Genomic DNA, 24,000 nt, shown 5'->3' on the forward strand with positions numbered 1-24,000 from the left:
CCTCAGGTTGCCAGTACGCGCGTCTGCGCCACGACGGGCAGCATCGGCGTGCCCGTCGGCGTGCAGACGGATTGCCCCATCATGGTCGCGGCCGGTGCGCCGCCGATCATCACCCGCGCCGCGCCCATCACCATCTGCGCCGTGACGCAAGGCGGTGCCGAGCCGGTGAGCGAGCAGGCCACGATCGCATAGGGGCTGGTGAGATTGACCGCGGGCTGGCCCGACAGCATCACACGCGGGAACGGCGCGACCGGCGTTGCCTGTCCGGCATGGCTGCACAATACCGTGGCGCCGAGATGCAAGACGGGAGCGGGCATGTGCGTCTCCTAGATCACGGTGAGCGCGCCGAGATTCACGTCGACGGTCGGTCCGGTCATGGTGATGACCGCGCCTTTGCCGTTGGAAATGGTGATGCCGACGTCGCTGACCGAGATCATCGCGCCCGTCGTGGTCTGCATCAGGATGCCGCCGGTCGGGCCCGGCACGTCGCTGATGGTGAGACCGTTCTTCAAGGGGGTTTGCAGGGTGATGCCGGGGACGCCGGGTGGCACTGCGTGCGCCAGTACCGGCACCTCCGCGGCACTGCCCCAGTAGCACCCGACCCAGATCGGATAGTCGGGGTCGCCGCGCTCGAACTCGACCCAGACCCCGGCGCCGATGATCGGCACCGTGAAGAAGCCGGCATTGATGCCTGCGGTCGGCAGGCAAGGCATCGCCCAGCTCGTCGGTATCGCGGCGCCGACGTCGGGCACCATCACCTGGATCCGGCCGATCTGCAGCGGATCGATATTGTTGATCACCACCGCGCGATACTTTCCGAAAAGTGGCGCATCGCTCATGTCGGCACCTGCGGGACGGTCGAGATCAGCGCGTTGCGTGCGAGCGAGAACGATTGCTTGTAGGAGCCGCGCTCGATCTCGTGGGTGACGTTTTTGACGTAATAGAGCCCGTCGAACGGCAGGCCTGCGCCGCGCACGCCAACCAGTTGCCGCGACTTCAGGACGCGGCCATATCTGGCGACGTCGAGCTTGCCGCAGCCGAACACGCTGTCGCTGTGCTGGCTGGCATAGGCAAGGCCTGCCATCAGCGCCTGCGGCGCGGATAGATGCGCGGTGTTGGAGAGCTTCTCGATCTTCGGCGGCAGCGGCGGCACCGCGCCGAGCGGCGGGCTCATCGGGGTGATGTCAGGGATCGGCACCGGGATCGGTGCCTTGCTGTTGGCCTCCTGGAAGAACACGATCGGCATGACCTTGCGTTCCTTGTCGAAGTTGAACGAGATGTCCTCGACATTGGTGAGCGCATCCATGTTGGTGGTGAGTGCCGGCTGCGGCGCGCCGAAGCGGATTTCCGGGCCCCAATAGGCCTTCGAGGCGCCGGGCGCGGGACCGGCCTCGAGATAGAAGACGTAGCCGGCTTCGCCCGCGAGCTTCTTGACGTAGGCGTAGTCGCTGCCCTTCTGCTGCGGGATCTGCTGAACCGGGATCGGCGGGATGTCGAGCACGCTCGGGATCACCATCGGGATTACGCCGAGGGCTGCGTATTTGGCGAGGATCGCGAGCACCCGCACCGACGGCGGCATCGCCGGGAAGGGCAGGCCGGGCAGCTCGATGATGTCCATCAGCGCCGACATGTCCTTGCCCTTGATCACCAGCTTGCCGACGCCGCCGCTGCCGGGCTGGGTCTCGACATTGGTGACCATGCCGTCGATGACGGACTCGGCCGTACCGTTGATGGTGACGATCAGCACCACGCGCAGCAGCGGCGGCAGCGCGCCGCCGCCGGCAAGCAGGAAGATGGTGCGCAGCGGCGAGCGCACCGGCAGGTCGAACGTGAGCTCGAATCCGCTCTGTGCATCGCCCGATCCGATCTCGATCTTGGCATGGGTCAGCGTCTCCAGCACCTCGCGCGGCGCCGGCACCGGCGCCGGACCGATCTGGAGAGATAGCTGGACGCCGCCTTGCATCATCGGAAATCGTCTCCCTAAAGCCCGTTCGGGCGCGGGATCTGCACGCGCTCACCGGGCGTGTCGGTGAGTTCGAGCGGATCGGTCACGACATTGGCGTCGGCGATCCGCCAATACAGTTCGGGGTCGCCGAGCGTCGCGGAGGCGAGCGTGTCGGGCCGTTCGCCGGCATTGACGATGTGTTCGCCGGCGATGCCGATGTCGCGCGCCTGGGGGATGAAGCGGCGCAGCACATAGGCGACACCGGGATCGTCCGCGCTGCGCTTGAGCCGCCCGATCGCGGCGCCGTGATAGCGGCTGTTCGGCGGAAAACTGTTGTCCGGGAACGCTCCGGCATCGATCAGCATCTGGACGGGATCCGAGGACATCATGTGCTCCGTCAGGGCAGACTGGAAAGACCAAGCGAGGCCAGTGAGGCGCCGCCGGTCAGGCCGGCAAGCGTCTCGCGATTGCGCAGGTAATTGAGGAAGATGGTGCCGCCACGATGCGAGAAGCCGAGATCGTCGGTGCTCATCACATGCAGCCCGAGCGAGACCTTTGCGCGGATCGGATTGAGCGCGGGATCGAACGCTTCCTCGACGATCGAGAACTCGGCGACGCGCACCGGCGCGACCCGGTTCTTGCTCCAGACGAACAAGGTGAGCGGCGCCTCCGGCGGCAGGATCTCGAGCGTGCCGCGATCGGCCTGGCTTGCGATGCCGAGCAGATCGTCGACGCTCGGATTGACGAGGGCCTCGAGCACCGCGAGCTGCGGCGCGATGCCGAAGGCGATCGCATTGGCATGCGCGTCGGGATCGGCGAGCTGGTCGGTCGCGTCGATCTCGGCGTCGAGCTTGATGGTCTCGATCGCGGGCCCTTTCAGCCGGAACGGTTGCGCCCGCCCGCCGGCCGCGCCGTCGCCGCCGGTACCCTGCACCTGGTAGCTGCGGCTCAGCGTGTCCGGATTGTACTGGAGCGCGATCTGCCGTCGCACCGTGCCGCCGCCCGGCGCCAACACCACGAGGCCGCCCTTGATCAGTTTTGGGGACGAGGTGAGGCCGGTCATGGCAGGCGATCCCCCGATGGGCCGCGCGACGGTGGCAGTCGTTTCATCTGAAGGTCGAGCCGCAAGTCGCGCTGATAGCGTTCAAGACTGCTCGGTGCGAACGCGGCGATCCGGAGCGTCGTATCGACGGCGCGATTGACGTACAGCGTCAGGCCCCGCCGCGCGTAGACGTATTCATTGGCCTCGACCTCGAACGTCCCCTGGAACGAATTGAGCCTTGTTTCCGGCTCGCCGAGTGCGTCGAGCAACGACGGCAGCGGCTCGACGAGGACGACGTCGGTCGCATCGATCAGCACCACCGTGCCGTCGTTTGCCCATACCCGTGCGCCGCGCGCGAAGCCTGCGGCCGCGGCGTTGAACCAGTCGGTCCGGTGCCTGGCGCTGCCGAGCGCGCCCTGACCATGCCAGGAGCGGTCGAGATCGAATACGGCTGCGACGTCGTCGAGGGAGGTCGGGTGCGCGAGGCCTGCGAACGAACGCAGGTCGCGGCCGGCGAGCAGCCGCAGTGGTGACAGAGCGAGATCCGACGGGCGCGCGGCTTGCATCGCTCAGCCTCCGATCTTCTTGACGTCGCCCTGGAAATAGGCGGCGTAGAGGTTGCGGATGCCGACGACGTTGACGAGCTTCACCGCCTCCGCATACGAGGAATAGCGTCGGCGTGATGCCGGCTGCACGGTGATCGGTTTGAGCTTTGCATATGCGGGGCCCTCAACCGCCTCGCGCAGCTTGGGATCGTTGACCCGCGGTGCGACATTCTCCCAGGCGATCTCGTCGAAGAGCGAATCGACGCCTTCGATCAGCGTATTGTTCTCGTTGGAGCCATCGCCGAAAGTATTGGCGAAATTGTCGTATTCCGTGGTCCGCAGCGTGTGGATATATTCGTGGATCAGCGTCTGGAACATGTCCCACAGGAAATCGCGATCTTTGTCCGAGTCGGCCTTCTTGAAGATCTGGATGTTGATGTCGCCGAGATTGGCGGAGGCATCCCAGCCGCGGTCGATTTCGTTCAGCTTGTCGACCTGCGCGGCCGTGCTGGTGAAGTCGTCGGCGATCTGGTCGAGGATGATCGCCTCGTCGCCCACGGGATTGTTGCTGGCATCGAAATGCGGTGAGGCATTGAGCTTGCGATTGATGGCGCGCACGCGGTCGTTGGCCTGAAAGAAATACCGCATCAGCGCCTTCGCCTTGTCGCGCTTCTCGGTGCTGTCCATGCCCGCGAGCTCAGCCTCGGTCTCGGCGAACAGGTCGTGGATGTTGCCGCGCGCGCCGAGCGTATCGGCTTTCAGCTCGGGATGCTTCGACTGGTCGTAGTACTCGCCGAACACCTTGTCGGTTTCGTCCTTGCTGGCCTTGCCGATCCGCTCGAACTCCGCAAGCTGGTGCACCTTGTTCGGATCGCCGTGCTCCGCGGTCCCCTTGTCCTTGACCATTTCATCCCAGTAGTCCTGGATCATGCCGGGCATCAGCAGGCGCAAGGCGTCGTCGTACTTCTTCTTGCCCGCCGGGGAGTTGTCGAATGGCAGCGGGCTGCTGGGGTCGGGCCTCAGCGCCACCGCGATGTCTGCCTTCTTCGCGGCATCGGGTTCGACCGTCGTCGACAGATCGCCGGCGCTGGTGGTCAGCGTGACGTCGCGGAACACGCCCTGAAGCATGACGTCGTATTTATCGAGGATCCTTTCCGTCGCGTCAGCCTGCTGTTTGAGCGTTGCTTTTTTCGCCGGATCGCTTTCGTCCTCGGCCTGGTCGCTGAGGAGATCGAACCGGCGGGCGATGTCGGCGCGCTCGCGACCGAGTTCCTCCGTAGCCTTCGTCCGCTCGGCCGGCGCGAGCGCGAACACCTCCGCGGCGATGGTGGCGACCTCGTCGTGGCCCGCTGCCGTCGCAATCCGGATCTTGATGGCCATGGCATCGTAGGCGAAGGTCGGCGCGCCCTTGCCCGGTTCGCCCTGCGGTTCGACGTCGCCCTTGGCGAGCGCGTCGCGTCCGCCGCGAAAGCGGGTTGCGAAGAAGCGCTTCAACCTCTTGTACTCGGCGCCGTCGATGTCGGATTCGAGCTCGGTGACGCTGAGTTTGCCTGAACCGAACATGATCCTCAGTGCGGCGATATCGCTCAGCTCGAGCAGGTCGAGGATGGCGTTCTCGTCGTCATCGAGTGTGGGGCCGTCCTGCATCTCCAGGATCAACAGCGCCTTTTGCCGTGGATCGAGCTTGAACTCGGCCTGGCCGGCTTTCCACCGACGGACGATCGCACGCGCCTTGTTGTCGCTGTCGAAGCTACCTTCGATCGCTGCGGACTTGGTGATCTTGTCGAGATAGGCGAGCAGCTCCTTGTCGCCGAAATTGCCCTCGGCGCCGAAAAACACGGCGATCGATTCGTACCAGGCGAGCCGCTGCACCGCCGCCGGCGGCACGGTCGCGCCGCGCTGCTGCACGACATGGGCGAGCTCGTGCGCCAGAATGTGCCGGCCACGTGGGCTTTGCGGATTGTATGCGCCGTCGCCGAACACGATGTGGGCGCCCGCGGTGTAGGCGGTTGCGCGGATCGCACGGGCCGAGGCTGCGGCCTGCGCGTCGGTGTGGATCCGCACATGGCTGAAGTCGGACCGGAATTGACGTTCCATCGTCTCGCGCGTCGGAGCGCCGAGTGGCGAGCCTGTCGATCCGACCACCTCTGATACCGCGGCCGGCGCGGCCGGTCCCGTCGTGCCAGTGGAGCGTGGAAGCGGCGATAGCGCCGGCGCCGGGCCAGCCGGCTGCGATGGCCGCAGGGCGTTTTTGGCCGCATGCTCGGCTTCGCTCTCGAAGCGGTCGCGGGCCGGACGAAGCTCGAGCGAAGGCGCATGGGCCGGCGAGGATGGCTTCGGCACTGCCTTTGGTGCGGCGTGCACGGTCATGGCTTGCCTCGCGGAGCGTCGGCGCCGGATGTGGTGGTCAATCGTGCCGCGATCCGATCGGCGACCGCGCGCGGCGCCTCGGCATGGGCGGCGCTCGCCTCGTTGGCGGACCCCGTGAGCCGCTGTTGCAAGGCCTGTCCGATTGCGTCGGCAAGTCCCGCAGCTTCGGAGTGTCGCGACGCATCGACGACGAGATGTCTAATCCGGATATCGATGCCGGAATGTTTCATGGTCCGACTCCCGGCCAAGGCCGCTCGAGCTTGGAGAACTCCGCACGCACCGCGGCGTTGATCGCGTCCTGCTCGATCCGTCCGCCGCTGGCGGCAGCGGCCAGGAAGGCGGCGTTAAGCGCGATGGCGCGGATGTTGCCGCCGGTCAGTTGCAGCCTGGCGAGGCCTGCGAAATCGACCTCGCCGAGCGGTGCATCGGCGGGGAACTGCATGCGCCACAGTGTTTCGCGCGCGGCGGCGTCAGGGTAGGGGAACTGGACCACGTAGCGGATGCGGCGCAGGAAGGCGCGATCGAGCGCGCTCTTCATGTTGGTGGTGAGGATCACGAGCCCGCGATAGGTCTCGATCCGCTGCAAGAGGTAGGCGATCTCGATATTAGCGAAGCGGTCATGGCTGTCGCGCACCTCGCTGCGCTTGCCGAACAGCGCATCGGCCTCGTCGAACAGCAGGATGGCGCCGCTGGTCTCCGCGGCCTCGAACAGCCGGCTCAGATTCTTCTCGGTCTCGCCGATATATTTGCTGACCACGCCGGCAAGATCGATGCGGTAGAGATCAAGTGCGGCCGCGCTCGCGATCGCTTCGGCCGCGTAGGTCTTGCCGGTGCCGGATTCGCCGACGAACAGCGCGGCGGTTCCGAGCCCGCGGCCGTTATGCGCGGCAAAGCCCCAGTCGCCATGGACGCGCGGCCGGTGCTGCAATTCATTCGCGATGGCGCGGAGCTGCGCGGTTACCACCGGGGGCGCGACCAGGTCGTCGAAGACAACGCGGCTGTCGATCCGCTGCGCCAACGCGTCAAGCCCGCCGCGCACCGCGGCGCGGCAAAGCCGCCATACCGCCGGCCCGAGCAGAGCGGGATCGGCCTGTGTCTCGGCGAGGGCTTCGGTGACCACGAGGCGCAGGTCGGCGGCGGGGACGTTGAACTGCCGCAGCGCCGGACGCAGCGCGGCTGCGAGCGCGGCGGCCTGCTCGCGCGAAAGCCCGCGCAAGGCTGCGACCTGCCGCGCGGCGGCCGGGGCATCGGCGGCCTCGAGCCGCAGGATACGGCGCTGCCGCAGTCGCGACAAGCGGGTCGGTTCCGGCGCGTTGAGCACGATCGCGGGTCCCATCAGATGGGCGAGCAGCGCGATCGCATGCGCCTCGGCATCCGCCGCCTCGATCGGGCGGTCGAGCTCGAGCGCGATGATAGCATCCGAGAGGGCGGCCTCGCGGTCGAGCAGGCGGGCGATCTCGGCAAGCTCGCGCGGATCGTGCGGCAGGTCGCGGGCGTGCAACCAAAGGCCGTTCGCACCGAGGCAGGCGAGCGCCGCGCGCGCGAGGTCTCGCTGCGGCTCGATCTCGCTGCGAGCGTGACCCAGGGCGGCGAGGGCGGCCGCCCCCGTGCCGAGCGCGTGCGCGATCGTGTTCGCCTGTGGTGTATCGGGCTGGATAGAGCCGACCGGCTCGCAGCGAACGAGCCCTATCAGGCGGGCATCCATCGCGGCCACGCCGGTCAGGTAGTGCAGCACGCGCTCGTCGATCTGGATCGGACGGCGCGGCGGCGCCTCGTGGCCCTCGCACGCGATCAGGCACCAGCGCCGCAAGGGCCGGAGCGGCGAGAGCGCATCCCAATGTGGCTCAGTGAGCATCTGCATGGCGAAATTGAACGTCGGCTGCGTGCTCGCGATGGCTTCGGGCGCTTGCGTCATCGCCACGCCGACGAGGCGACGTAGCGCGCTGTCGAGCTCGACGCCGGCCGCGAGCAGCACGACGTCGCGCTCGAACGCTGACAGGCCGAACAGCTTTGTCAGCGCGTCGAGCGCGGGCTCGAAATCATCGCCGCATTCTGGCGGAGGCGGCTCGGCGTCGGCCGATGTATCGCGCAACTGCCGTGCGAGGCGCCCGCGCAGCGCAGCGAACTGCGCCGCCAGCCATTGCTGGTTGCGGCTGGCCCAATCGAGCCCCGGCTGCGCTTGCGGTCTGTCGTGCATGTTCATGGCGGCACGCTCAGGGTTTGCGAGGCATCGAAAGCGGGCGCATCGCCGCTGAGATCGAGCAGGAGGCTGTCGACGCCGTCGATGCGCAACCGCGCCGGATAGGCTCCAGCGGGAAGCGTCGCGGGGAAGTCGAACACCAGCGGATCGGTAGACGCGCTGCGCGGTTTGGCGGTGGCTTCCGCCGTGCCGAGGACGAGGCTCGCGCGCTGCCGCGGCTGCACCTGCGGCCGCGAGAACAGGGTGGCTGTGACGCGCAGCGGCGCAGTCTTGCGCAGCACGGTCGCCGCGGGCAGCGAAAGTCCGGCATCCGCTGCAATGACCAGTGCTGGGGCGATGACCAGGGCCACCGCGTTGGTCTCGCGCTCATTGGCTTCGCCGGCCGGCAGCAGGCGCAGCGTGAGGCTCCATTGCCCCGGCGCGAGCGCGGCCTGCGCGGCGGCATCGTTCGGCAGCGTCACGGTGAGCTCGGTGCCGTCGTCGTTGGGTGCGCCCGGCACCAGTTCAAAAGGAGCTGGAAATAGCGGGTGCGCCAATCGCACATGAAAATTGCTGCCGCTGAGGCGAATGCCGGAGAGCACCACGGGCTCGCCGAGCCGCGCGCCGGCCTGCTTGTTCTGCGGCGTCGCCGCAAACAGCGTCGGCAGCGGAGGCAACGTGTCGGGATTGACGACGACGCCGCGGTCGCGCTTGGTGGCGGGATCGATGATCCCGCGCGACAGCACCGGCAGCGGCGAGACTGCGGGCTTCGTGGCTTCGATCAGCACCACCGACACCACATAGGCGGCCGTCGGCCGATAATGCGACTGGATGGCCGCCCATAGTCGTGACATCTCCTCCGGCCCCATCACGGCCGGCGTGATCTTGATCAACTCGGCCTGATCGGCGAGGTCGGCGGCAGCGAGCGCCTGGAACGCCGGCGGCAGCATCGCGACGTCGAGCGGATTGGGATTGAGCGCGCGCTGCACGGCGGCGCGATCAAGCACCGGGCGCTCGTGCAACAGATGCATGCCATAGCCGAGCAGGATTTCGGCCTGGCAGTCGACCCGCGCGTAGGCCGTCAGCAGATAGTGCAGGTCGAGGGCAAGCGGCGCATTGGTCAGGCGCTCACCGCTGCTCGAGGACCGCGACGGCAGGGAGCGGTTGCGCCAGCCGGGGTTCGGCGTCACCTGATGCAGGAACAGGTTGAGTCGCGGCTGCTCTTCTGCGCTGCTGAGGTCGATCGTGTCGGGCGCAACCGCACTGACATTGACCGTGCCGCCGACCGCGGGCCCGGCCTCGATCAGCCCGTTGTCGAGCAGGTTGCGCAGGACTGCGCTGACCGCGCCGATTGCGAGCGGCGAGCTCATGCGCGGCCTCCGGGTCCAGGGCGGCGCAGATAGTCGGACAGCGACACCGACGGCTTTGGTGCGGGCTTGACGGCGCGTGCCGTGCGTGGGGGCTCCGGCGAGCGGATGTCGATGCGGTCGATCGTCACCTTGATCACCGGCGGTGTCTCGCGCCGGCGCTGCGCCTGGCCGGCGAGCACGGTCTGGCCGAGCGGAAGCGCCGGCGGTGTTGCAGCCTCGTTTCGGGGGCGGGGCGTGTCGCGCAAGACCGTGTCACGAGGCTGTGTGCCGCGTAGCGGATCGCGCGGGGCGGCAGGCAGAGGGGCATCGACAGGCGATCTTGACGGCGCGTCGGTCGATTGAAGCGACTGCGTGGTAGCTGCGACCTTGGCTTCGAGACGCAACGGTGCGCCTTCGTTGTCCGGCTCCATCTGTCCGCGCTGCGGCGCCTGCACGCCAACGGCAGGATCGTCTGCGCCGGTCATGTTCGGCAACGCCGCCAGCGAGGATGCCGGTGTCTGCCTTTCATCCTGTGTCGTCTCGTGCATCGGAGCATCGTCGTTCCGGGGCGGGGCGGCAAAACGTGGCGGCAGGGCAACGCGTGCTGCGCCGGGAATCGGTTCGCCGCGGCCGATGCGCGCGAGATTTTGCAGGAGGCCCGTCATGACGCGCCCGCAAGTTGCAGGTAGGCGGCGCGGCGGGTGTGCGGCAATGCCAGCACCTCGGCCTCGCTCCAGCCATATTCGCGCGCGAGCGCGTCGACTTCGAGCAGGGTACGCTCGGCCGCCGCCTGCACCTCGATCCAGAACGCCGGCGCGATGTCGATCAGGGCCTGCCAGGCGTGGCCGCAATCGGGGCAGTCGAGCGCGAAACTGAGCACCGCTCCGGGATCGCAACGTTCGAGCTCGGCCTCGACCCTGTGCAGGATGTCCTGCGCAGCCGGTGGCGCCTCACCGAGGCAGCGCGCGAGCAGCAGGTTTGCCGCGGCGGCGGAATCGCCGGTCGCGGCGAGGCTTGCAAGATCGGACAGCGTCGGCAGCCGCAGCGGCAGCTCGCTGCCCCCGTTCGTGATGCGCGGCACGGCGTCAGCCGGTGGTGCAAGTCCGACCGCGAGCACTGCGCTGTCCGCCGTGAACTCGCAGTCGGTGTGACAGGTGGGGCAGGCGGCGCGCAGCCGCCACGGCGCGCCGAACAATCGCGCGCGCAAGGCCAGCAGCGCGGCATTGCCTGTGCCGATCGAGTCCGTCGGCGCTGCGCCCGCCGCCGCGAACAAGGCATCGTCGCGCTGGCGCTGCGCGCGGCCGGCGGCCCGGTCCCACAGCGCCAGGATGTCCTGCTCGCGTTGTGCGGTGGCGGAGAGCATGAGCGGTCTCAGGCTGGATCGGTGAAAGTGGGCTCGGACGGCTCGGCGACCGCCTGATCGCGCTCCCATCCCTCGTTCTCCAGCTTGATGTGCTGGATCGCCACCGCATTGGCGTTGGCGTCGAGATCTGGCAGCGACTGGTATTCGGAGACCCAGCAGCGGAATAGCTTGTAGGCCAGCGCGAGCTGCCCGGCCTCGTTGTAGACCTCGAGGATGATGTCCTTGCGGAAATCCTTCAGCGAGACCTCGGCGCCAAGTCCTGCGCCGAAATGCCAGACCTTGTTGGCCCATTTCTCGAACTCGGTGTCGTGGGTGACACCGCGATCGAGCGTGATCGCCTCGAACTTGCTGCGGCCGGGCGACTTGCGTCCCGTCGAGGGATCGCCGCCCTCGCGGTGTTCGACCACTTCGGTGGTGCGTTTCAGCGCCGACACCTTGCTGATGCCGGCGACGTAGCGGCCGTCCCATTTCACGCGGAACTTGAAGTTCTTGTAGGGATCGAAGCGCTGCGGATTGACCGAGAACTGTGCCATTTGCTTGCCTCAGGTGTCTTTGCCTCAGGTTGGGATGTCGCCGGCGATCTGCTGGATCTTGATGACGACGAACTCGGCGGGCTTCAGCGGCGCGAAGCCGACGATGATGTTGACGATGCCGAGATTGATGTCGGCCTGCGTCGTGCTCTCGCGGTCGCATTTGACGAAATAGGCCTCGCGCGGCGAGCGGCCCTGGAACGCGCCCTGCCGGAACAGGCCCTGCAAGAAGGCGCCGATGTTGAGCCTGATCTGCGCCCACAGCGGTTCGTCATTGGGCTCGAACACCACCCATTGCGTGCCGCGGTAGAGGCTCTCCTCCAGGAACAGCGCCATGCGCCGTACCGGAACGTATTTCCATTCCGAGCCGCGGTCGTTCTGGCCGTGCAGCGTGCGCGCGCCCCAGACCACGTTGCCGTAGACCGGCAGCGTGCGAAGGCAATTGACGCCGATCGGATTGAGCTGGCCGTTCTCGGCGTCGCTCAAGCTCAACGCGAAGCCGACGCCGCCGTTGACGCTGGCATCGGTGCCGGCCGGCGCCTTCCAGACCCCGCGCGTGGCGTCGGTCCGGGCGTAGACGCCGGCGACGAAGCCGCAAGGTGGAAAGTCGCGCACGACGCCGGATTGCAGCGGATCTGCCTGCATCACCCACGGGTAGTACAGCGCGGAGAAATTGCCGTCCGAGCCGGTCAGGCCGGCCTCGCCGTTGGCGCCGCTCATGTTGGCGACCGTCTCGTTCTGGAGGCTGTCGATGATCAGGAACGCACGGCGGACGTGGCAGCGTTGCTGTAGCTTGGCGAGTGCGCCCTGGGTCGTTGAATTGACATTGGTGAGGCCGGGCACGCAGACCAGGTTGAAGATGTCGATACGATCGACGATCCCGCCGGTCGCGAACAGCGGATCGATCGCGCTGACGAACGGGCCGTCATTGGCGGAGAGGACCGTGCCATCGGCGCCGCCCGCAAATGGCTTCGTGGCCGGGGTCGGGACCGTCGTTGACGCCGTGGTCAGCTTGTCCATGAAGGCGGAGCGGCCGTTGACGACGCTCGGCGCGTAGCGCGGATCCGCCTTGTTCATCGACAGGTCCTGGAACGTCTCCACGATGTCAGTGCTCGGCGACGGGCCGATGACATCGAGCCGGAAGCGGGTGCTGTCGTCCGCACGCAGCGTCAGCCGGACGCTGAAGGAGTTGGCCCACAGGCCCGGCGAACTCGCCTCGATACCGAGATCGTTGATGGCGCAGGTCGCGGTCTTCGCGTCGCTGGCGGGCGTTCCCGAATTGAACAGCGCGATCCGCACGACGTAGGCGTCGCTGCCGCCGTTGTCGAAGAATTGGCGCACGGCGTAGCCGAGATTGGCGCGGCGGTCGAGCCCGCCATAGGCGCGCTCATAGTCGGCAAAGCTGGAGATGCGCACGGCACGGTCAACGGGACCGCGCGGCGCCCAGCCGATGAACAGCGCGATCGACGTCGCCACGCCCGAGATCGAGCGCACGCCGCTGGAGATTTCCTCGATATAGACGCCGGGTTGCAGAAGGGCTGAGGGCATGTCGGCTCCTGTGATTTGGCGGTCCGTCTCGCTTGGTCAGACCGCGGCGATGGTCTTGCCTGGCCGGCGGGCGCGCCGCTGGCGCGGCCGGCGCCTCGGGCCGGGCGGATCCCGAATGGCTTCCGACAGGGATTGCGTCGTGATCTCGGTGATGGCCGTGCGGTGCGGCCGCAGCTCGTAGAGCGCGCCGCTTTCGCCGCTTGCGACGATGGTGACGACCTTCATCCGCGGCCGGCTGTGCAGAAGGCTCGCGAGGCTGTCGCGCTCGTCCGGGGCCTTCTGTGCCACCACGAGGACGTCGGCCCGGGTGCGGCGTGCCTCCGTTGCCAGATTGGCGTCGTCACTCGTCCCGACTACGGACAACGCCGGATCTTTCGCGACGACATGCTCGAGAAGATCGGTCATCAGTCTCGGAAATCCCGCAATGAGGATGCGTCTCTGTCGCAATGGCCACCTTTGCGGTGAGCCTTGCACAAGGCGCGACGGCGCGATTGAGCCAAAAGGTCTAGCGAGGATGGAGTTGATGGTCCGGACCATGCCCGCGGCGGTGAGACCGCGATGATGCAAACGGCGCGTAATTCACCGCGACATGGCGGCTTCGCGCGCGATGCCGGCCTGAAGGATCTAGGCCGAAAGGTCTAGCGGGTCTGGATCCGCGATGATGCAGACGCGGCCGCGCCGTTCGCGTGCAGATGCTTGCTGATCTCGCCGCGCCGGCGAATCTGCAATTTGCTGAGCACGTTGTGCATGTGGTTCTTCACCGTCGAATTGCGGATCCGCAAGGCTCGTGCGATCTCTTTGTTCGACAGCCCTTCGCCGACGAAGCGAATGATCTCGTGCTCGCGTGGTGTCAGCGTGTCGACGCCGGCGGCCGGCGCTCGCGTGACGGTCCGCGCGGAGAGTAGCGCGAGGCGGCCGAACAGGGCGGCGGCGACCTTGGGCGAGCACACGAGCTCGTCGCGCATCGCATTATGGACGGCGGCGACGACGTCGCTGATCGAACCCTCGCGCAGCACGAAGCCGGACACGCCGGCCTCTGCGCAGGCCAGGATGTCCTGCTCGGCTTCGGCGACAGCGATGGCGACGACCTTCAACGCCGGCGCCAGCGCGCGGCAGGCCGCCGATTGTTGCAAGCCTTGCGGCGTCGCTATGTCGACCAGCAGCACCTGCGCGCCGCTGTCGACGACTTGCTCAGGCGGGGTCGCAAGATCGCCGTGCCCGGCGATGCGTAAGCATTCCTGCCGGGCCAGGCAGGAACTGAGGCCTTCGCAGAGCAGGCGCACGTCGCTGAGGATGAAGAGCCTGATGGGTATGAGGCCGCCGGCGTCCGGCTCGGCGGGCGGCGGTGATGCATGCGAAGCGGTGAGGTGGGAATGCGGCGGGGCGTGGCGCCCTGCCGAAAATGACGCATTGGACGACATGCCTGCCTCCCGATTGCCAACTCACAACCGTGTTTGCCGCCGCGCCCAGTTGAAGGCCACCAAGATCAAAAAGTTGTATATTTAATATCTTTCCCCTTGAAATTGAGTATCGCGCGTTTTGACGTCGCTGACAAGCACCGACACGGCATCCCGACATGTCGGGGGCGTTTCGACGCATGTGAAGCGGACGATTGACAGGCAGCAATTTAATTTATCAGCGCTGCGCGTGCGGATTGAGATCTGGCCTCTCAGGCTACGACCTTGGCACCGGCGTCGCCGAGACGCTGGTGTTCCTTTGCGAGATGATCGCCAATCGCATCGCCCGACATCGGCTTTGCGAAGTAGTAGCCCTGGATGAAGTCGCATCCCAGGCGGCGCAGGCTGTCGAGCTGGGCGCGGGTCTCGACGCCCTCGGCGACGCAAGCGATCTCCATGTCGTCGCACAGGCCGGCGAGAGACTTGATGATCTTGTGACTCACCGGATTTTCGTTGATGTCGGCGACGAAGCTGCGGTCGATCTTGATCTTGTCGAGCGGCAGCCGATGCACGTGGCTCAGCGAGGAATAGCCGGTGCCGAAATCGTCCAGTGAAATGCCACAGCCCATGGCCTTGAGCGTCGCGATCGATTGCTGCGCGCGCACGAAGTCGAAGGTGACGGCGGTCTCGGTGATCTCGAAGTCGATCCGGTTCGGCGGCAACCCGCTTCTCTCGATGATCGAGATCAGCGGCAAAATGCCCTCGGCTGCGCAGACATCGTGAGCGGACAGGTTGAACGACAGGCGGATGTGGTCGGGCCAGGTCCTTGCCGTCGCGAGCGCGCGGACCAGCAGCGCCTGCGTCAGCGGCCGGATCAGGCCGATGCGCTCTGCGGCCGGAATGAAGTCGGCCGGTGAGACCAGGCCCAGGCGGGAGCTGTGCCAGCGCGCCAGGACTTCGAAGCCGGCGGTGTGCTCGCTCATGGCGTCCACGATCGGCTGGAACACCAGGTCCATCTCGGTGCTGAAATCGGCGGTGCGGAGCAAGTTCTCGATGACGCCGCGGCTGCGGATCTCGGCCTCGAGCTCGCTCGAGAAGATCACGGTGCGGCCGCGCAGATGGCGCTTGGCGTGATAGAGCGAGTAGTCGGCGCATTCATAGAGCGCTTCGGCGCTGGTCGCCGAGCTTGGGAAAAGCGCGAAGCCGATCGAGCAGGACAGCCCGGTATGGGCGGTGTCGAGCTGGTAGGGCAACTTGACCTGTTCGCCGATGCGCTGGCCGAGCCGCATCAAATCGTCATCTTCGGGATCGCCGCACACCACGAGGCCGAACTCGTCGCCGCCGAGCCGGGCAAATTCCACCCGCTGCGGGCCGAAGCCCTCGCAAACTTCGCGGATGCGGCGCCCGGCTTCGATCAGGACGCGATCGCCGACCGAGTGGCCGTAATTGTCGTTGATCGGCTTGAAGCCGTCGAGGTCGATGATCCCCACCGCGACGCGAACGCGCCTGCGCTCGGCGTCGCTGAAGGCGCTCGACAGCTCGGCGAAGAAGCGGCGGCGGTTCGGCAGCTCGGTGAGGGAATCGAGATTGGCGAGGCGGAAATTCTCGTCCGAGAGCGCTTGCGTTGCCGCCTGCTGCGCCAGCAGCGATTTGCGGCTGGAGACGAGATCGGCGAAGTCGCGGTAGTAGATGAACAGCACCGTCACCATCGCGCCGGAGACGAGAAGGTTGTTGACCGCGATCGCCTTCAGCGTCGGTTCGCCGGTCGCCCAGAAGAACAGCACATAGGGAACGTCGACGACGAGCGTCACGATCAGCGCCGCGGAACGCAGATGCATCAGCGAAAAGATGCAGCCGATCACGGTTACCGCCATGTAGAAGGCGACCTGGCTCTTGGCGAAGGCGTCGCCGTAAGGGTACAGCGCAAAGGACCATGCGGTGAAGCCGGCGCCGATCGGTAATGTCATCCAGTTGGTGGCGCGCAGATTGCGCAGGATATCGGCATCGCTGCGCACGAGATGACGCTGGCGCAGCCACCAGAAGGTCCGCAGCGCGGCGAGCACGGTGAGCACGCTCGGCACGATCAACGTCAGCCAGTCCGGCGCCACGTTGACATAGGTATAGGCGACGGCGATCGTGTTGCTCATCAGGATGAAATAGAGCAGCGGGATCTGCTTCGAGAAGGCGTCGAACTGCGCGCGCGTCAGGTCCGGGTTGTCGGCCGGCACGCGAAACAGCCGCATCGCGGCGGCGAGCTGAGACTTCAAATTGACGACAGGCATTGCAATACGCGCCCCGGATCCCTTCAAAACGGCGGCGATCTTGCACGACGGGGGTAAAGGTCGCGTTAGGTGGGGCTGCACGAAAAGCCAGCGCAGGTTGCGCGCGGCCGCGGGATTTTCCAGCCGCGTGTATTGGTGAGGCCGTGTTAAGGATATCCGGCGGCCGAGGCGCGTGTCTCAGGCACACCTTGCCCGCAGCCACCCGCAGCTACGATCCGCTAACCATGCGAGACCTTGGCTTTCAAATCGGCGACGGCGCATGGCCGCGCGGTCAGCCGACGCACGTGCTTGCGCAAGCTACGTCGTGCGAGGTGCAGCAGCAACGGCCTCGTGTCCGCGATAGTTCATGAGCATGCACGGAATAACGGTCGCCGTTCGGTTTGAGCATGGCGGCTATCGCTGGAATGCGGCCGCTTGCTGTTTGACCGCGCGCACGCGGCCCGCCATACTTCGCGTCAAGGCGAGCCAGAAAGACTTGTCGGCACCGGGAGCTGAAATGACCAAATCATTCTCCGTCCTCGCAGGGACGCTGATTTCCTTCGTCTCCTTCACTTCAATTGCACTGTCGCAGCCGGCCTGCGTCACCCAGAACATGGCTGTGCCGCCCGGGGCCAACACCACCGACAAGGCGGCACCGTTCTTCATTGACACGGCGGGCCTCGATTTCAAGACGGCGCCGCCGACGCGCGATCCCTCGAACCCCAACTATCCGCGCGCGACCGAGCTACCCGACGGAACGCTGCCGCCGTCCGGCGCCGAGGGCAATTTCATCATCGGGCCCACCCACAATCCCGCGCCGGAGACGATTGCGAAGGAAGGCGTACCACGCGGCACGACAAAATCCTTCACGCTGACGTCGAAGGAGAGCACGATCTACAATCCCGGCCTGATCCGCGACGATGTCGCCGGCTGCACCAATTCCTCGATCATGACGACCGTCACCGCGCCGGACGACAAGTCGCACATGATCGTCACCACCAGCCATCCTGGAAGCTGGTCGCGCACGATCGACGTCTACGTGCCGGCGCAATATGTACGCGGCACCGAGGCGCCGTTCATCGTGGTCGGCGACGGCGGCTCCAACGCCTACAAGGACCTCGCCACGACGCTCGATAATCTGATCGCGCAGCGCCGCGTTCCGCCGATGATCGCGATCCAGATCGGCAATGGCGGGCAGGACGCGCAGGGCAGCCAGCGCGGCCGCGAATACGATGCGGTGTCAGGCGACTATGCGCAGTTCGTCGAGCGCGAGGTGTTGCCGCTGGTCGAGAAGAACGCCGACGTCAAGTTGACCAAAAACCCCGACGGGCGCGCGACCATGGGCCTGAGCTCGAGCGGTGTTGCGGCCTTCACCATGGCGTGGTTCTATCCCGATCTCTATCACCGCGTGCTGGCCTTCTCGCCGACGATGGTCAACCAGCAATGGCCGCACGATCCGTCGCTGCGTGGTGGTGCGTGGGAATATCACAGCGCTTGGACCGGGCCGGCCACGCCCAACCTCATCTCCAAGGCGGGCGTGCTGACGCCGGCCGAGCCGCCCGGCGTGCCGCTGATCGTCGCCGCGCCGGCGAAGCCGATCCGCTTCTGGTTCTTCGGCGGCGACCAGGACCTGTTCTATCCGAACCCCACCATTCCCGACGGCATGCACGACTGGACCCTGTCGAACGCGCTGATGGCGAAGGTGCTGGCGGAGAAGGGCTACCACTACCAGTTCCTGTTCGTGCGCAACGCCAAGCACGTCGACCGGCCGACGATTGCGCAAACGCTGCCGTCGGCGCTGGAGTGGGTCTGGAAGGGCTATCCGATCCCCTGAACGCGAAGTCGCGCGAAATCTAGCGGCCAATCCCTATCGTCACGCCGGCGGTCGAGCGCATGGCGTCCCGGAGGGTCGTCGCGTTCATGTCGTCAAGGATCTGACGTGTCAGCACGGTGGTCTGGCCGGGCGTGTTGAGGATCGTATCGCCGCGCGAGGTCGAGAGCCGGTCGGCCTTGTAGGGCGCGGCCCGATCGGTGGCGGGCGCATGGTGCGGGCGTTTGCCGGACGCCGCAAAGGCCCCTTGCGAGATGCAGAGGGCGGCGATTACGACCAGGCGCAATGATCTTGCGGGCATGCGGCCTCCCATGTCCAAGCCGTCAGCCTAGCATATGGCGGGCATGGTCGCAGAGGACAAGGGTCAGGCGAGAGCGGCCCGGCGCTCCCGTACCGGTTCGCGGGGCCGGTCGGGGTTACGCGGCTCGGCGAGCCGGGTAAAGCTGCGCTGACCCGCCGACGCGGGCGCCTCGACGACGACGCCCTCGCAGACGATCTGCCCGTCCAGCATCCTGAATTCGAGCTTGTCGTAGCGTGGCATGGTCTCGCCGGGCGCGGGCGGCAGCAGCTCGACGCGGCCCTGGATGTTCAGCGTGGCGTCGCCGGCGCCGTGAAGCCGCGGATTCCACATCCTGATCCCGGTCTCCGTCCAGCGCTGCCGGATCAACGTGGCGCGGTCGACGGGTTCCACGACCTTTGCGCGCGTCTTCGGAGCGCTGGGGATCACCGGATCGGGAGACTCGAGGACCGGCTCCGGCGCGACATGCGTGACGGCGCTCGCTGTGTCGGCGGAGGGACCCTCCGTTGCGATCGGGGCGGGATCGTTGGCCGGGACCGGCTCGATCTCCATTGCGACGACAGAGATGGCAACGCTGTCGATGCTGTTCCCGGAGACCTCTCCCGCCGAGACGTCGCTGTCCGCAAGCGCGACGCACGTGTCCTCTACGACAGGCGGCTCCACATCAGCGACGTCAGAGGAGGTATCGTCGTTGACGGCGAGAACGGGGGCATCAACCGGAGCGATCTCGATGTCGATAGACGAGACCAGCGCCTCCTCGACGACGACGAGCTCCACCTCGGCCGAGAGGTCGGGAGATGGATCGCTGCCGATGACGGGCTCGGAAACGTTGGCTTGCTGGCTCTCGGCCTCGACAGGCGACAGCCGCGCCTCTTCAACGATGACGGGTTCAACGATCTCCGGAAGTTCCACAGGTGGGTCGCTGATGACGAGCTCGGGTGCACCGACCGGCTCACTCTCGATCTCGACAACCGGGACCGGTGTCTCTTCTACGACAACGGGTGCGACGCTGGTCTCAAGCTCCGCGGGCGGATCGCTGCTGACGAGCTCAACGGCCTCGCTCTCCACCTCGACTGATGAGACCGAAACCTCTTCGACGACGACCGCCTCGACCTCTGTCGGCGCTTCCAAGGATGAATCATCGGCGACGCCGACATCAGTTGGCGCCGCGGACGAGCTCTCCGGGATGACAGAGATAGCGGCGCCATCTTCGGCGACCGGAGCCGCAACGGCGATCTCGGTGTCACTGGGCAGCGGGTTGGTGCTGATGCTGTCGGGAGCCGCAACAGCTTCTGCGATGTCGGCAACGGTTGCGGGCGAATCGCTTGCTGCGATCGGCGCGACATCGATGCTGCCGCCGTGAGGCAAGGGCCTAAGCCGGGTGAACGCCCATTTCACCGCGGGAATGCGGCGCAGCAACGATATCAGTCTCGAAAGCACAGGGAGTTGTCCAAGAGGTACTCGGCGTGAAGCAATCGCTGATTCGCCAGCAATGCAAAAAACTGCCCCGGCCGTCACATCGATGTCAATGTAGGTGGGACCAATTGCAGAACATCCGAGCGTCCACCGCGCGGGAAAGGGCAACGCGACCGCCGTGTCGGATGCGACAATGCACCACCGCCGGGTTGCGAGCGGTCGCGCCTAGGATGGGCGGGACAGCAACGCAAAGCACGCGCATGTCCGATCCTCCCGACGACAGGATCGTTCCGATCCGCTCGTTGCAAGGCGCCCGGCTCGACGCGCGCTTTGACGCAACGCTTGCCGACCTCGAGGCGCGCCGCGATGAACTCGTGCAAATCATCTCGCGTCTCACCGACGGCTTGAGCGTGATCGATCAGGCCGCCGCTGGCGGATCAGCCCAGTCCGCGCGCGATCTGCTCGATCTGCTGGCCACGGCCAAAGCCCAGCTGAACGAGGTGACGGCCATCATCGAAAAGCTGCGGTCGTCCTGAAGCTCCGGCGCGGCAGGCGGCCAATGTGACCGCGTCCACGGAGTTGCCGCGCCGATCCCCGATACGCTTCCTTCGACAGCGAAGGAGAAAAGACGTGATCCGCAAGACATACCCGGCCGCTGATCCTGCGCCGAACGTCGGACTTCCCTGCGTCATCCTTCCCGCCTAAGTTCAGACGTCTGGGGAGTGAGGACAGCGCAATGAGAAAGCTTGCCGCCATCGCAGCGGTTCTGGTCTGGTCGACATGCGCTTACGCGCAGGATCGCACCATCACCGTGGCCTCGACGACGTCGACGGAACAGTCGGGCCTGTTTGGTTACCTGCTGCCGCTGTTCTCGAAGGCGGAGGGCATCGAGGTGAAGGTCGTTGCCGTCGGCACCGGCCAGGCGCTCGACATCGGGCGGCGCGGCGACGCCGACGTGGTGTTCGTGCATGACAGGCCGGCCGAGGACAAGTTCATGTCCGAGGGGCAGGGCGTGAAGCGCTTCGATGTGATGTACAATGACTTCATCATTGTCGGTCCGAAGAGCGATCCCGCAAAGATCGCCGGCGGCAAGGACGTCACTGATGCGCTCCGCAAGATCGCGGCGGCGAAGGCAACCTTCATCTCGCGCGGCGACAAATCCGGCACGCATGCGGCCGAGCTGAGATTGTGGAAGGAGGCGGGCGTCGATATCGGCGCCGGCAAGGACAGCTGGTATCGCGAGATCGGGCAGGGCATGGGTCCGGCGCTGAACATGGCCTCGTCGTCGAACGCCTATCTTCTGTCGGACCGCGGCACCTGGCTGTCGTTCAAGAACCGGGGCGAGCTTGCCGTCCTGACCGAGGGCGACAAGCGGCTGTTCAACCAGTATGGCGTCATGCTGGTGAATCCGGCGACGCATGCGAATGTGAAGGCGAAGGACGGACAGGCCTTCATCGACTGGCTGGTTTCGCCGAAGGGGCAGGATGCGATCGCCGGCTACAAGGTCGGCGGCGAGCAGCTATTTTTCCCCAACGCGTCCCACTAGCAGGAAGGCGACGGTCGACACCGCCACGCTGAGCGCGAGCAGGATCAGCCCGAGCCCGAGTGCCAGCGGCAGGTCGCCCTTGCTGGTCTCCAGTGCGATCGCCGTCGTCATCGTGCGCGTGAAGCCGCGGATGTTGCCACCGACGATGATGATGGCGCCGACCTCGGCGATCGCGCGTCCGAACGCCGCGAGAAAGGCCGTCAGCAGCGACGTTCGGCCGAGCGCGAACAGCAAGCCGATGCTGCGCAGCGTCGATAGTCCGTCGATCCGCGCGAGGTCGCCATACTCGGCCCAAAGCAGGCTCGCCGGCCGGTGCACCAGCGCGACCACGATAGGGGTCGCGAGCAGGGTCTGCGCGATCACCATGGCGGTCGGCGTGAACAACAGTCCGGCTGCCCCGAGCGGGCCGGACCGCGACAGCAGAAGATAGAGCGCAAGCCCGACCACAACCGGCGGCAGGCCGAGCAGCGCATTGGTCAGCACGATGACGACCTGCCGCCCACGGAATCGGGTGATCGCGAGCAGGGCCCCGAAGGGCGCGCCGATCAGCAGCGCGACGATGCCGGCGGTCAGGCTGACACGAACCGACAGCGCGACGATGCCGAGCAGCTCGGCGTCGGCCTCGCCGATCAGCGTGAGCGCGGCGCCGATGGATCGCGCGAAGTCGTTCATCCGGCCGGACGCTGTTGCGCCGGCAGGAGATCAAGCACCAGATCCGAAGGGCGGCAAAGCCTGACGCCGTTCGGGGTCACCACGATCGGCCAGTTGATCAGGATCGGATGTACCATCATCGCTTCGAGCCGCTGGTCATCCGTCAGTGCGGGGTTGTCGAGCCCGAGCTCCGTATCGGGCGCCGCCTTTTCGCGGACCGCCTCGCGCACCGAAATCCCCATGCGCGCGATGAGCTGCTGCAACAAGGTTCGCGAAGATGGCGTCTTCAAATATTCGACCGCGTGCGGCTCGATGCCGGCACTCCTGATTGTGGCGAGCGCGCTGCGCGACGTGCCGCAATCGGGATTGTGGTAGATGATCACGTCCATTCGAAAGCCCCCGGGCCTGGACCTTCGCGCGTTCTCGCCGCTGCGAGCCGGCAACAGGCCTTTCGCAGGACTAAATCACGATTCACGGCGAGATTTCCAGAAGGATCGCGGTCGCGTGGCTGGCACTGGGAACGTGGATGCCCGGGGCAAGCCCGGGCATGACGGCCGCTCGTTTCCAGGCTTCAGCGCTTGACGTTAGCCGAGGCCGAGACCGTGGGGTTTGTCTCGATGCTCTGCTGCCAATAGCGTTCGATCTGGTCGACCAGGGCAGGCGGAAGCGGCACGTAATTGAGCGTCTCGGCCTGCGCCTTTCCGTTCTCCAGCGACCAGCGGATGAAGTCGATGGCCGCTGCCGATCGTTCCTCGGATTTCGGCGCCTTCGGCATCAGCACGAACGTCGTGGCCGTGATCGGGTAGGCGTCTTCGCCGGGCGCGTTGGTGAGCACGAGGTGGAAATCCTTCTCCGCCTTCCAGTCCGCACTCGAGGCCGCTGCCTGGAACGATGCGGCGTCCGGGACGACGAAATTGCCGGCGCTGTTCTGCACGACGCCAAATGAGATTCTGTCTAGCCGTTGCAGCGCGTAAGTGTATTCGAGATAGCCGATCGAACCGGGCACGAGGCTGACGAGCGAGGCGACGCCGTCATTGCCCTTGCCGCCGAGACCAAGTGGCCACTCGACCGAGGTGCCTTCGCCCACGCTCGCCTTCCACTGCGTGCTGACCTTCGAGAGGTAGTTCGACCAGTTGAACGTCGTGCCGGATCCGTCGATGCGATGAACCACCGTGATCGCGGTGTTCGGCAGCCTGATGTCGGGGTTGATCGCGCGAATGGCCGGATCGTTCCATGATTTCAGCTTGCCGAGATAGATGTCGGCGAGCATCTGGCCGGTGAAGCGGATCTGGCCGGGTTTGACTCCATCGATATTGACCACCGGCACGACGCCCCCGATCACGATCGGGAATTGCATCATGCCGAGCCTGTCCAGCTCCTTGGGATCAAGCGGCATGTCGCTTGCGCCGAAGTCGACGGCCTCTTTCTTGATCAGGCCGACGCCGATGCTCGAGCCGACCGCCTGATAGCTGACAGTGTTGCCGGTCTTCGTCTTGTATGCGTCGATCCATTTCGCCATCACGGGCGAAACGAAGGTTGAGCCGGCGCCCTTGGTCTCGGCCGCCAGGCTTTGCGTGGCGACGAGCAGAGCGGCGAGGATGACGGGAAGTGCAATATGTTTTTTCATGTGCGCGACGCTAACAGGTAGGGCACGAGGCTGATGTGGGCTATGTCACAATAGCGTCGCGAGGCATTCGCGCTGGCCATTGCGCATCAATTACACCACACC

The 24,000-nt window shown here is 66.2% G+C and carries 25 protein-coding genes; 3 read left to right on the top strand and 22 right to left on the bottom strand.

The genetic code is table 11. The features are described from left to right. Positions 1-2 precede the first annotated feature (2 nt). The 17 genes from ACVJ5M_RS14715 to ACVJ5M_RS14795 all read right to left on the bottom strand — a co-directional run bounded on the left by ACVJ5M_RS14715 (position 3) and on the right by ACVJ5M_RS14795 (position 16,550). Positions 3-317 carry a hypothetical protein gene (locus tag ACVJ5M_RS14715; RefSeq protein ID WP_085405626.1) on the bottom strand — a complete coding sequence of 105 codons (315 nt, stop codon included), beginning with the start codon at positions 315-317 and terminating at the stop codon, positions 3-5. A gap of 9 nt (positions 318-326) precedes the next feature. Then, on the bottom strand, positions 327-839 hold the full coding sequence (locus tag ACVJ5M_RS14720) for a phage baseplate assembly protein V (protein ID WP_085405627.1): 513 nt from the start codon (positions 837-839) through the stop codon (positions 327-329). Beyond that, positions 836-1,966, bottom strand: a complete 1,131-nt coding sequence (locus ACVJ5M_RS14725; RefSeq protein ID WP_085405628.1) for a hypothetical protein — start codon at positions 1,964-1,966, stop codon at positions 836-838. Before ACVJ5M_RS14725 ends, ACVJ5M_RS14720 begins: the two co-directional genes overlap by 4 nt. Positions 1,967-1,980: 14 nt before the next feature. Continuing rightward, positions 1,981-2,331, bottom strand: coding sequence for a base plate wedge protein 53 (locus ACVJ5M_RS14730; protein WP_039157624.1), 351 nt, complete (start codon positions 2,329-2,331; stop codon positions 1,981-1,983). A gap of 11 nt (positions 2,332-2,342) precedes the next feature. Then, positions 2,343-3,008 carry a hypothetical protein gene (locus tag ACVJ5M_RS14735; RefSeq protein ID WP_085405629.1) on the bottom strand — a complete coding sequence of 222 codons (666 nt, stop codon included), beginning with the start codon at positions 3,006-3,008 and terminating at the stop codon, positions 2,343-2,345. Then, positions 3,005-3,553 (bottom strand): hypothetical protein, encoded by a 549-nt coding sequence (locus ACVJ5M_RS14740; RefSeq protein ID WP_085405630.1) that lies wholly within the window; start codon positions 3,551-3,553, stop codon positions 3,005-3,007. The genes ACVJ5M_RS14735 and ACVJ5M_RS14740 overlap by 4 nt, the downstream gene beginning before the upstream one ends. A gap of 3 nt (positions 3,554-3,556) precedes the next feature. After that, positions 3,557-5,902, bottom strand: coding sequence for an eCIS core domain-containing protein (locus ACVJ5M_RS14745; protein WP_354098254.1), 2,346 nt, complete (start codon positions 5,900-5,902; stop codon positions 3,557-3,559). Next, on the bottom strand, positions 5,899-6,132 hold the full coding sequence (locus ACVJ5M_RS14750) for a hypothetical protein (RefSeq protein WP_085405632.1): 234 nt from the start codon (positions 6,130-6,132) through the stop codon (positions 5,899-5,901). The genes ACVJ5M_RS14745 and ACVJ5M_RS14750 overlap by 4 nt, the downstream gene beginning before the upstream one ends. After that, entirely contained in the window at positions 6,129-8,105 is a 1,977-nt protein-coding gene (locus ACVJ5M_RS14755) for an ATP-binding protein (protein WP_085405633.1), read from the bottom strand. The genes ACVJ5M_RS14750 and ACVJ5M_RS14755 overlap by 4 nt, the downstream gene beginning before the upstream one ends. Further along, entirely contained in the window at positions 8,102-9,451 is a 1,350-nt protein-coding gene (locus ACVJ5M_RS14760; protein WP_354098255.1) for a DUF4255 domain-containing protein, read from the bottom strand. The genes ACVJ5M_RS14755 and ACVJ5M_RS14760 overlap by 4 nt, the downstream gene beginning before the upstream one ends. Next, entirely contained in the window at positions 9,448-10,095 is a 648-nt protein-coding gene (locus ACVJ5M_RS14765) for a hypothetical protein (RefSeq protein ID WP_085405635.1), read from the bottom strand. The genes ACVJ5M_RS14760 and ACVJ5M_RS14765 overlap by 4 nt, the downstream gene beginning before the upstream one ends. Continuing rightward, complete coding sequence (locus tag ACVJ5M_RS14770) at positions 10,092-10,793, bottom strand: hypothetical protein (protein ID WP_201266279.1); 702 nt, start codon at positions 10,791-10,793, stop codon at positions 10,092-10,094. The genes ACVJ5M_RS14765 and ACVJ5M_RS14770 overlap by 4 nt, the downstream gene beginning before the upstream one ends. Positions 10,794-10,801: 8 nt before the next feature. Next, the gene (locus tag ACVJ5M_RS14775; RefSeq protein ID WP_071911630.1) at positions 10,802-11,326 is read right to left on the bottom strand and encodes a phage tail protein; all 525 of its coding nucleotides are present in this window, start codon (positions 11,324-11,326) and stop codon (positions 10,802-10,804) included. 24 nt (positions 11,327-11,350) lie between these two features. Beyond that, positions 11,351-12,871 (bottom strand): phage tail sheath family protein, encoded by a 1,521-nt coding sequence (locus tag ACVJ5M_RS14780; protein ID WP_085405636.1) that lies wholly within the window; start codon positions 12,869-12,871, stop codon positions 11,351-11,353. A 36-nt stretch (positions 12,872-12,907) separates the two neighbouring features. Further along, entirely contained in the window at positions 12,908-13,276 is a 369-nt protein-coding gene (locus ACVJ5M_RS14785) for a hypothetical protein (RefSeq protein WP_085405637.1), read from the bottom strand. A 233-nt stretch (positions 13,277-13,509) separates the two neighbouring features. Continuing rightward, the gene (locus tag ACVJ5M_RS14790) at positions 13,510-14,292 is read right to left on the bottom strand and encodes a LuxR C-terminal-related transcriptional regulator (RefSeq protein ID WP_085405638.1); all 783 of its coding nucleotides are present in this window, start codon (positions 14,290-14,292) and stop codon (positions 13,510-13,512) included. Between the two features lie 248 nt (positions 14,293-14,540). Continuing rightward, a complete protein-coding gene (locus ACVJ5M_RS14795) occupies positions 14,541-16,550 on the bottom strand; it encodes a putative bifunctional diguanylate cyclase/phosphodiesterase (protein ID WP_085405639.1) in 2,010 nt (669 codons plus the stop codon). 496 nt (positions 16,551-17,046) lie between these two features. Between ACVJ5M_RS14795 and ACVJ5M_RS14800 the strand changes: the two genes are divergently transcribed. After that, a complete protein-coding gene (locus ACVJ5M_RS14800; protein WP_085405641.1) occupies positions 17,047-18,363 on the top strand; it encodes an alpha/beta hydrolase in 1,317 nt (438 codons plus the stop codon). A 19-nt stretch (positions 18,364-18,382) separates the two neighbouring features. Here ACVJ5M_RS14800 and ACVJ5M_RS14805 read toward each other — a convergent pair whose 3' ends face one another. Together ACVJ5M_RS14805 and ACVJ5M_RS14810 are read right to left on the bottom strand one after the other, a co-directional pair. Next, a complete protein-coding gene (locus ACVJ5M_RS14805; RefSeq protein WP_201266280.1) occupies positions 18,383-18,661 on the bottom strand; it encodes a Plug domain-containing protein in 279 nt (92 codons plus the stop codon). 63 nt (positions 18,662-18,724) lie between these two features. Further along, positions 18,725-20,242 carry a hypothetical protein gene (locus ACVJ5M_RS14810; RefSeq protein ID WP_354098256.1) on the bottom strand — a complete coding sequence of 506 codons (1,518 nt, stop codon included), beginning with the start codon at positions 20,240-20,242 and terminating at the stop codon, positions 18,725-18,727. Between the two features lie 134 nt (positions 20,243-20,376). Between ACVJ5M_RS14810 and ACVJ5M_RS14815 the strand changes: the two genes are divergently transcribed. Continuing rightward, the gene (locus tag ACVJ5M_RS14815; RefSeq protein WP_144030882.1) at positions 20,377-20,610 is read left to right on the top strand and encodes a hypothetical protein; all 234 of its coding nucleotides are present in this window, start codon (positions 20,377-20,379) and stop codon (positions 20,608-20,610) included. Between the two features lie 200 nt (positions 20,611-20,810). Beyond that, a complete protein-coding gene (locus ACVJ5M_RS14820) occupies positions 20,811-21,620 on the top strand; it encodes an extracellular solute-binding protein (RefSeq protein ID WP_085405648.1) in 810 nt (269 codons plus the stop codon). On the opposite strand, the gene ACVJ5M_RS14825 is transcribed toward ACVJ5M_RS14820, so the two are convergent. The 3 genes from ACVJ5M_RS14825 to pstS form a co-directional block, all read right to left on the bottom strand. Continuing rightward, the gene (locus tag ACVJ5M_RS14825; RefSeq protein WP_085405650.1) at positions 21,594-22,292 is read right to left on the bottom strand and encodes an ABC transporter permease; all 699 of its coding nucleotides are present in this window, start codon (positions 22,290-22,292) and stop codon (positions 21,594-21,596) included. The genes ACVJ5M_RS14820 and ACVJ5M_RS14825 overlap by 27 nt on opposite strands. Next, a complete protein-coding gene (arsC, locus tag ACVJ5M_RS14830) occupies positions 22,289-22,660 on the bottom strand; it encodes an arsenate reductase (glutaredoxin) (RefSeq protein WP_456679345.1) in 372 nt (123 codons plus the stop codon). The genes ACVJ5M_RS14825 and arsC overlap by 4 nt, the downstream gene beginning before the upstream one ends. A 182-nt stretch (positions 22,661-22,842) precedes the next feature. Beyond that, a complete protein-coding gene (gene pstS, locus ACVJ5M_RS14835) occupies positions 22,843-23,898 on the bottom strand; it encodes a phosphate ABC transporter substrate-binding protein PstS (protein WP_085405654.1) in 1,056 nt (351 codons plus the stop codon). Between the last annotated feature and the right edge of the window lie 102 nt (positions 23,899-24,000).

The organism is Bradyrhizobium sp. S3.7.6, assembly GCF_054061875.1.

Excerpts from the sequence above, each read along its gene's own strand:
- ACVJ5M_RS14715 (WP_085405626.1), bottom strand. The coding sequence starts at position 317 with ATGCCCGCTCCCGTCTTGCATCTCGGCGCCACGGTATTGTGCAGCCAT.
- ACVJ5M_RS14720 (WP_085405627.1), bottom strand. The coding sequence starts at position 839 with ATGAGCGATGCGCCACTTTTCGGAAAGTATCGCGCGGTGGTGATCAAC.
- ACVJ5M_RS14725 (WP_085405628.1), bottom strand. The coding sequence starts at position 1,966 with ATGATGCAAGGCGGCGTCCAGCTATCTCTCCAGATCGGTCCGGCGCCG.
- ACVJ5M_RS14730 (WP_039157624.1), bottom strand. The coding sequence starts at position 2,331 with ATGTCCTCGGATCCCGTCCAGATGCTGATCGATGCCGGAGCGTTCCCG.
- ACVJ5M_RS14735 (WP_085405629.1), bottom strand. The coding sequence starts at position 3,008 with ATGACCGGCCTCACCTCGTCCCCAAAACTGATCAAGGGCGGCCTCGTG.
- ACVJ5M_RS14740 (WP_085405630.1), bottom strand. The coding sequence starts at position 3,553 with ATGCAAGCCGCGCGCCCGTCGGATCTCGCTCTGTCACCACTGCGGCTG.
- ACVJ5M_RS14745 (WP_354098254.1), bottom strand. The coding sequence starts at position 5,902 with ATGACCGTGCACGCCGCACCAAAGGCAGTGCCGAAGCCATCCTCGCCG.
- ACVJ5M_RS14750 (WP_085405632.1), bottom strand. The coding sequence starts at position 6,132 with ATGAAACATTCCGGCATCGATATCCGGATTAGACATCTCGTCGTCGAT.
- ACVJ5M_RS14755 (WP_085405633.1), bottom strand. The coding sequence starts at position 8,105 with ATGAACATGCACGACAGACCGCAAGCGCAGCCGGGGCTCGATTGGGCC.
- ACVJ5M_RS14760 (WP_354098255.1), bottom strand. The coding sequence starts at position 9,451 with ATGAGCTCGCCGCTCGCAATCGGCGCGGTCAGCGCAGTCCTGCGCAAC.
- ACVJ5M_RS14765 (WP_085405635.1), bottom strand. The coding sequence starts at position 10,095 with ATGACGGGCCTCCTGCAAAATCTCGCGCGCATCGGCCGCGGCGAACCG.
- ACVJ5M_RS14770 (WP_201266279.1), bottom strand. The coding sequence starts at position 10,793 with ATGCTCTCCGCCACCGCACAACGCGAGCAGGACATCCTGGCGCTGTGG.
- ACVJ5M_RS14775 (WP_071911630.1), bottom strand. The coding sequence starts at position 11,326 with ATGGCACAGTTCTCGGTCAATCCGCAGCGCTTCGATCCCTACAAGAAC.
- ACVJ5M_RS14780 (WP_085405636.1), bottom strand. The coding sequence starts at position 12,871 with ATGCCCTCAGCCCTTCTGCAACCCGGCGTCTATATCGAGGAAATCTCC.
- ACVJ5M_RS14785 (WP_085405637.1), bottom strand. The coding sequence starts at position 13,276 with ATGACCGATCTTCTCGAGCATGTCGTCGCGAAAGATCCGGCGTTGTCC.
- ACVJ5M_RS14790 (WP_085405638.1), bottom strand. The coding sequence starts at position 14,292 with ATGTCGTCCAATGCGTCATTTTCGGCAGGGCGCCACGCCCCGCCGCAT.
- ACVJ5M_RS14795 (WP_085405639.1), bottom strand. The coding sequence starts at position 16,550 with ATGCCTGTCGTCAATTTGAAGTCTCAGCTCGCCGCCGCGATGCGGCTG.
- ACVJ5M_RS14800 (WP_085405641.1), top strand. The coding sequence starts at position 17,047 with ATGACCAAATCATTCTCCGTCCTCGCAGGGACGCTGATTTCCTTCGTC.
- ACVJ5M_RS14805 (WP_201266280.1), bottom strand. The coding sequence starts at position 18,661 with ATGCCCGCAAGATCATTGCGCCTGGTCGTAATCGCCGCCCTCTGCATC.
- ACVJ5M_RS14820 (WP_085405648.1), top strand. The coding sequence starts at position 20,811 with ATGAGAAAGCTTGCCGCCATCGCAGCGGTTCTGGTCTGGTCGACATGC.
- ACVJ5M_RS14825 (WP_085405650.1), bottom strand. The coding sequence starts at position 22,292 with ATGAACGACTTCGCGCGATCCATCGGCGCCGCGCTCACGCTGATCGGC.
- arsC (WP_456679345.1), bottom strand. The coding sequence starts at position 22,660 with ATGGACGTGATCATCTACCACAATCCCGATTGCGGCACGTCGCGCAGC.
- pstS (WP_085405654.1), bottom strand. The coding sequence starts at position 23,898 with ATGAAAAAACATATTGCACTTCCCGTCATCCTCGCCGCTCTGCTCGTC.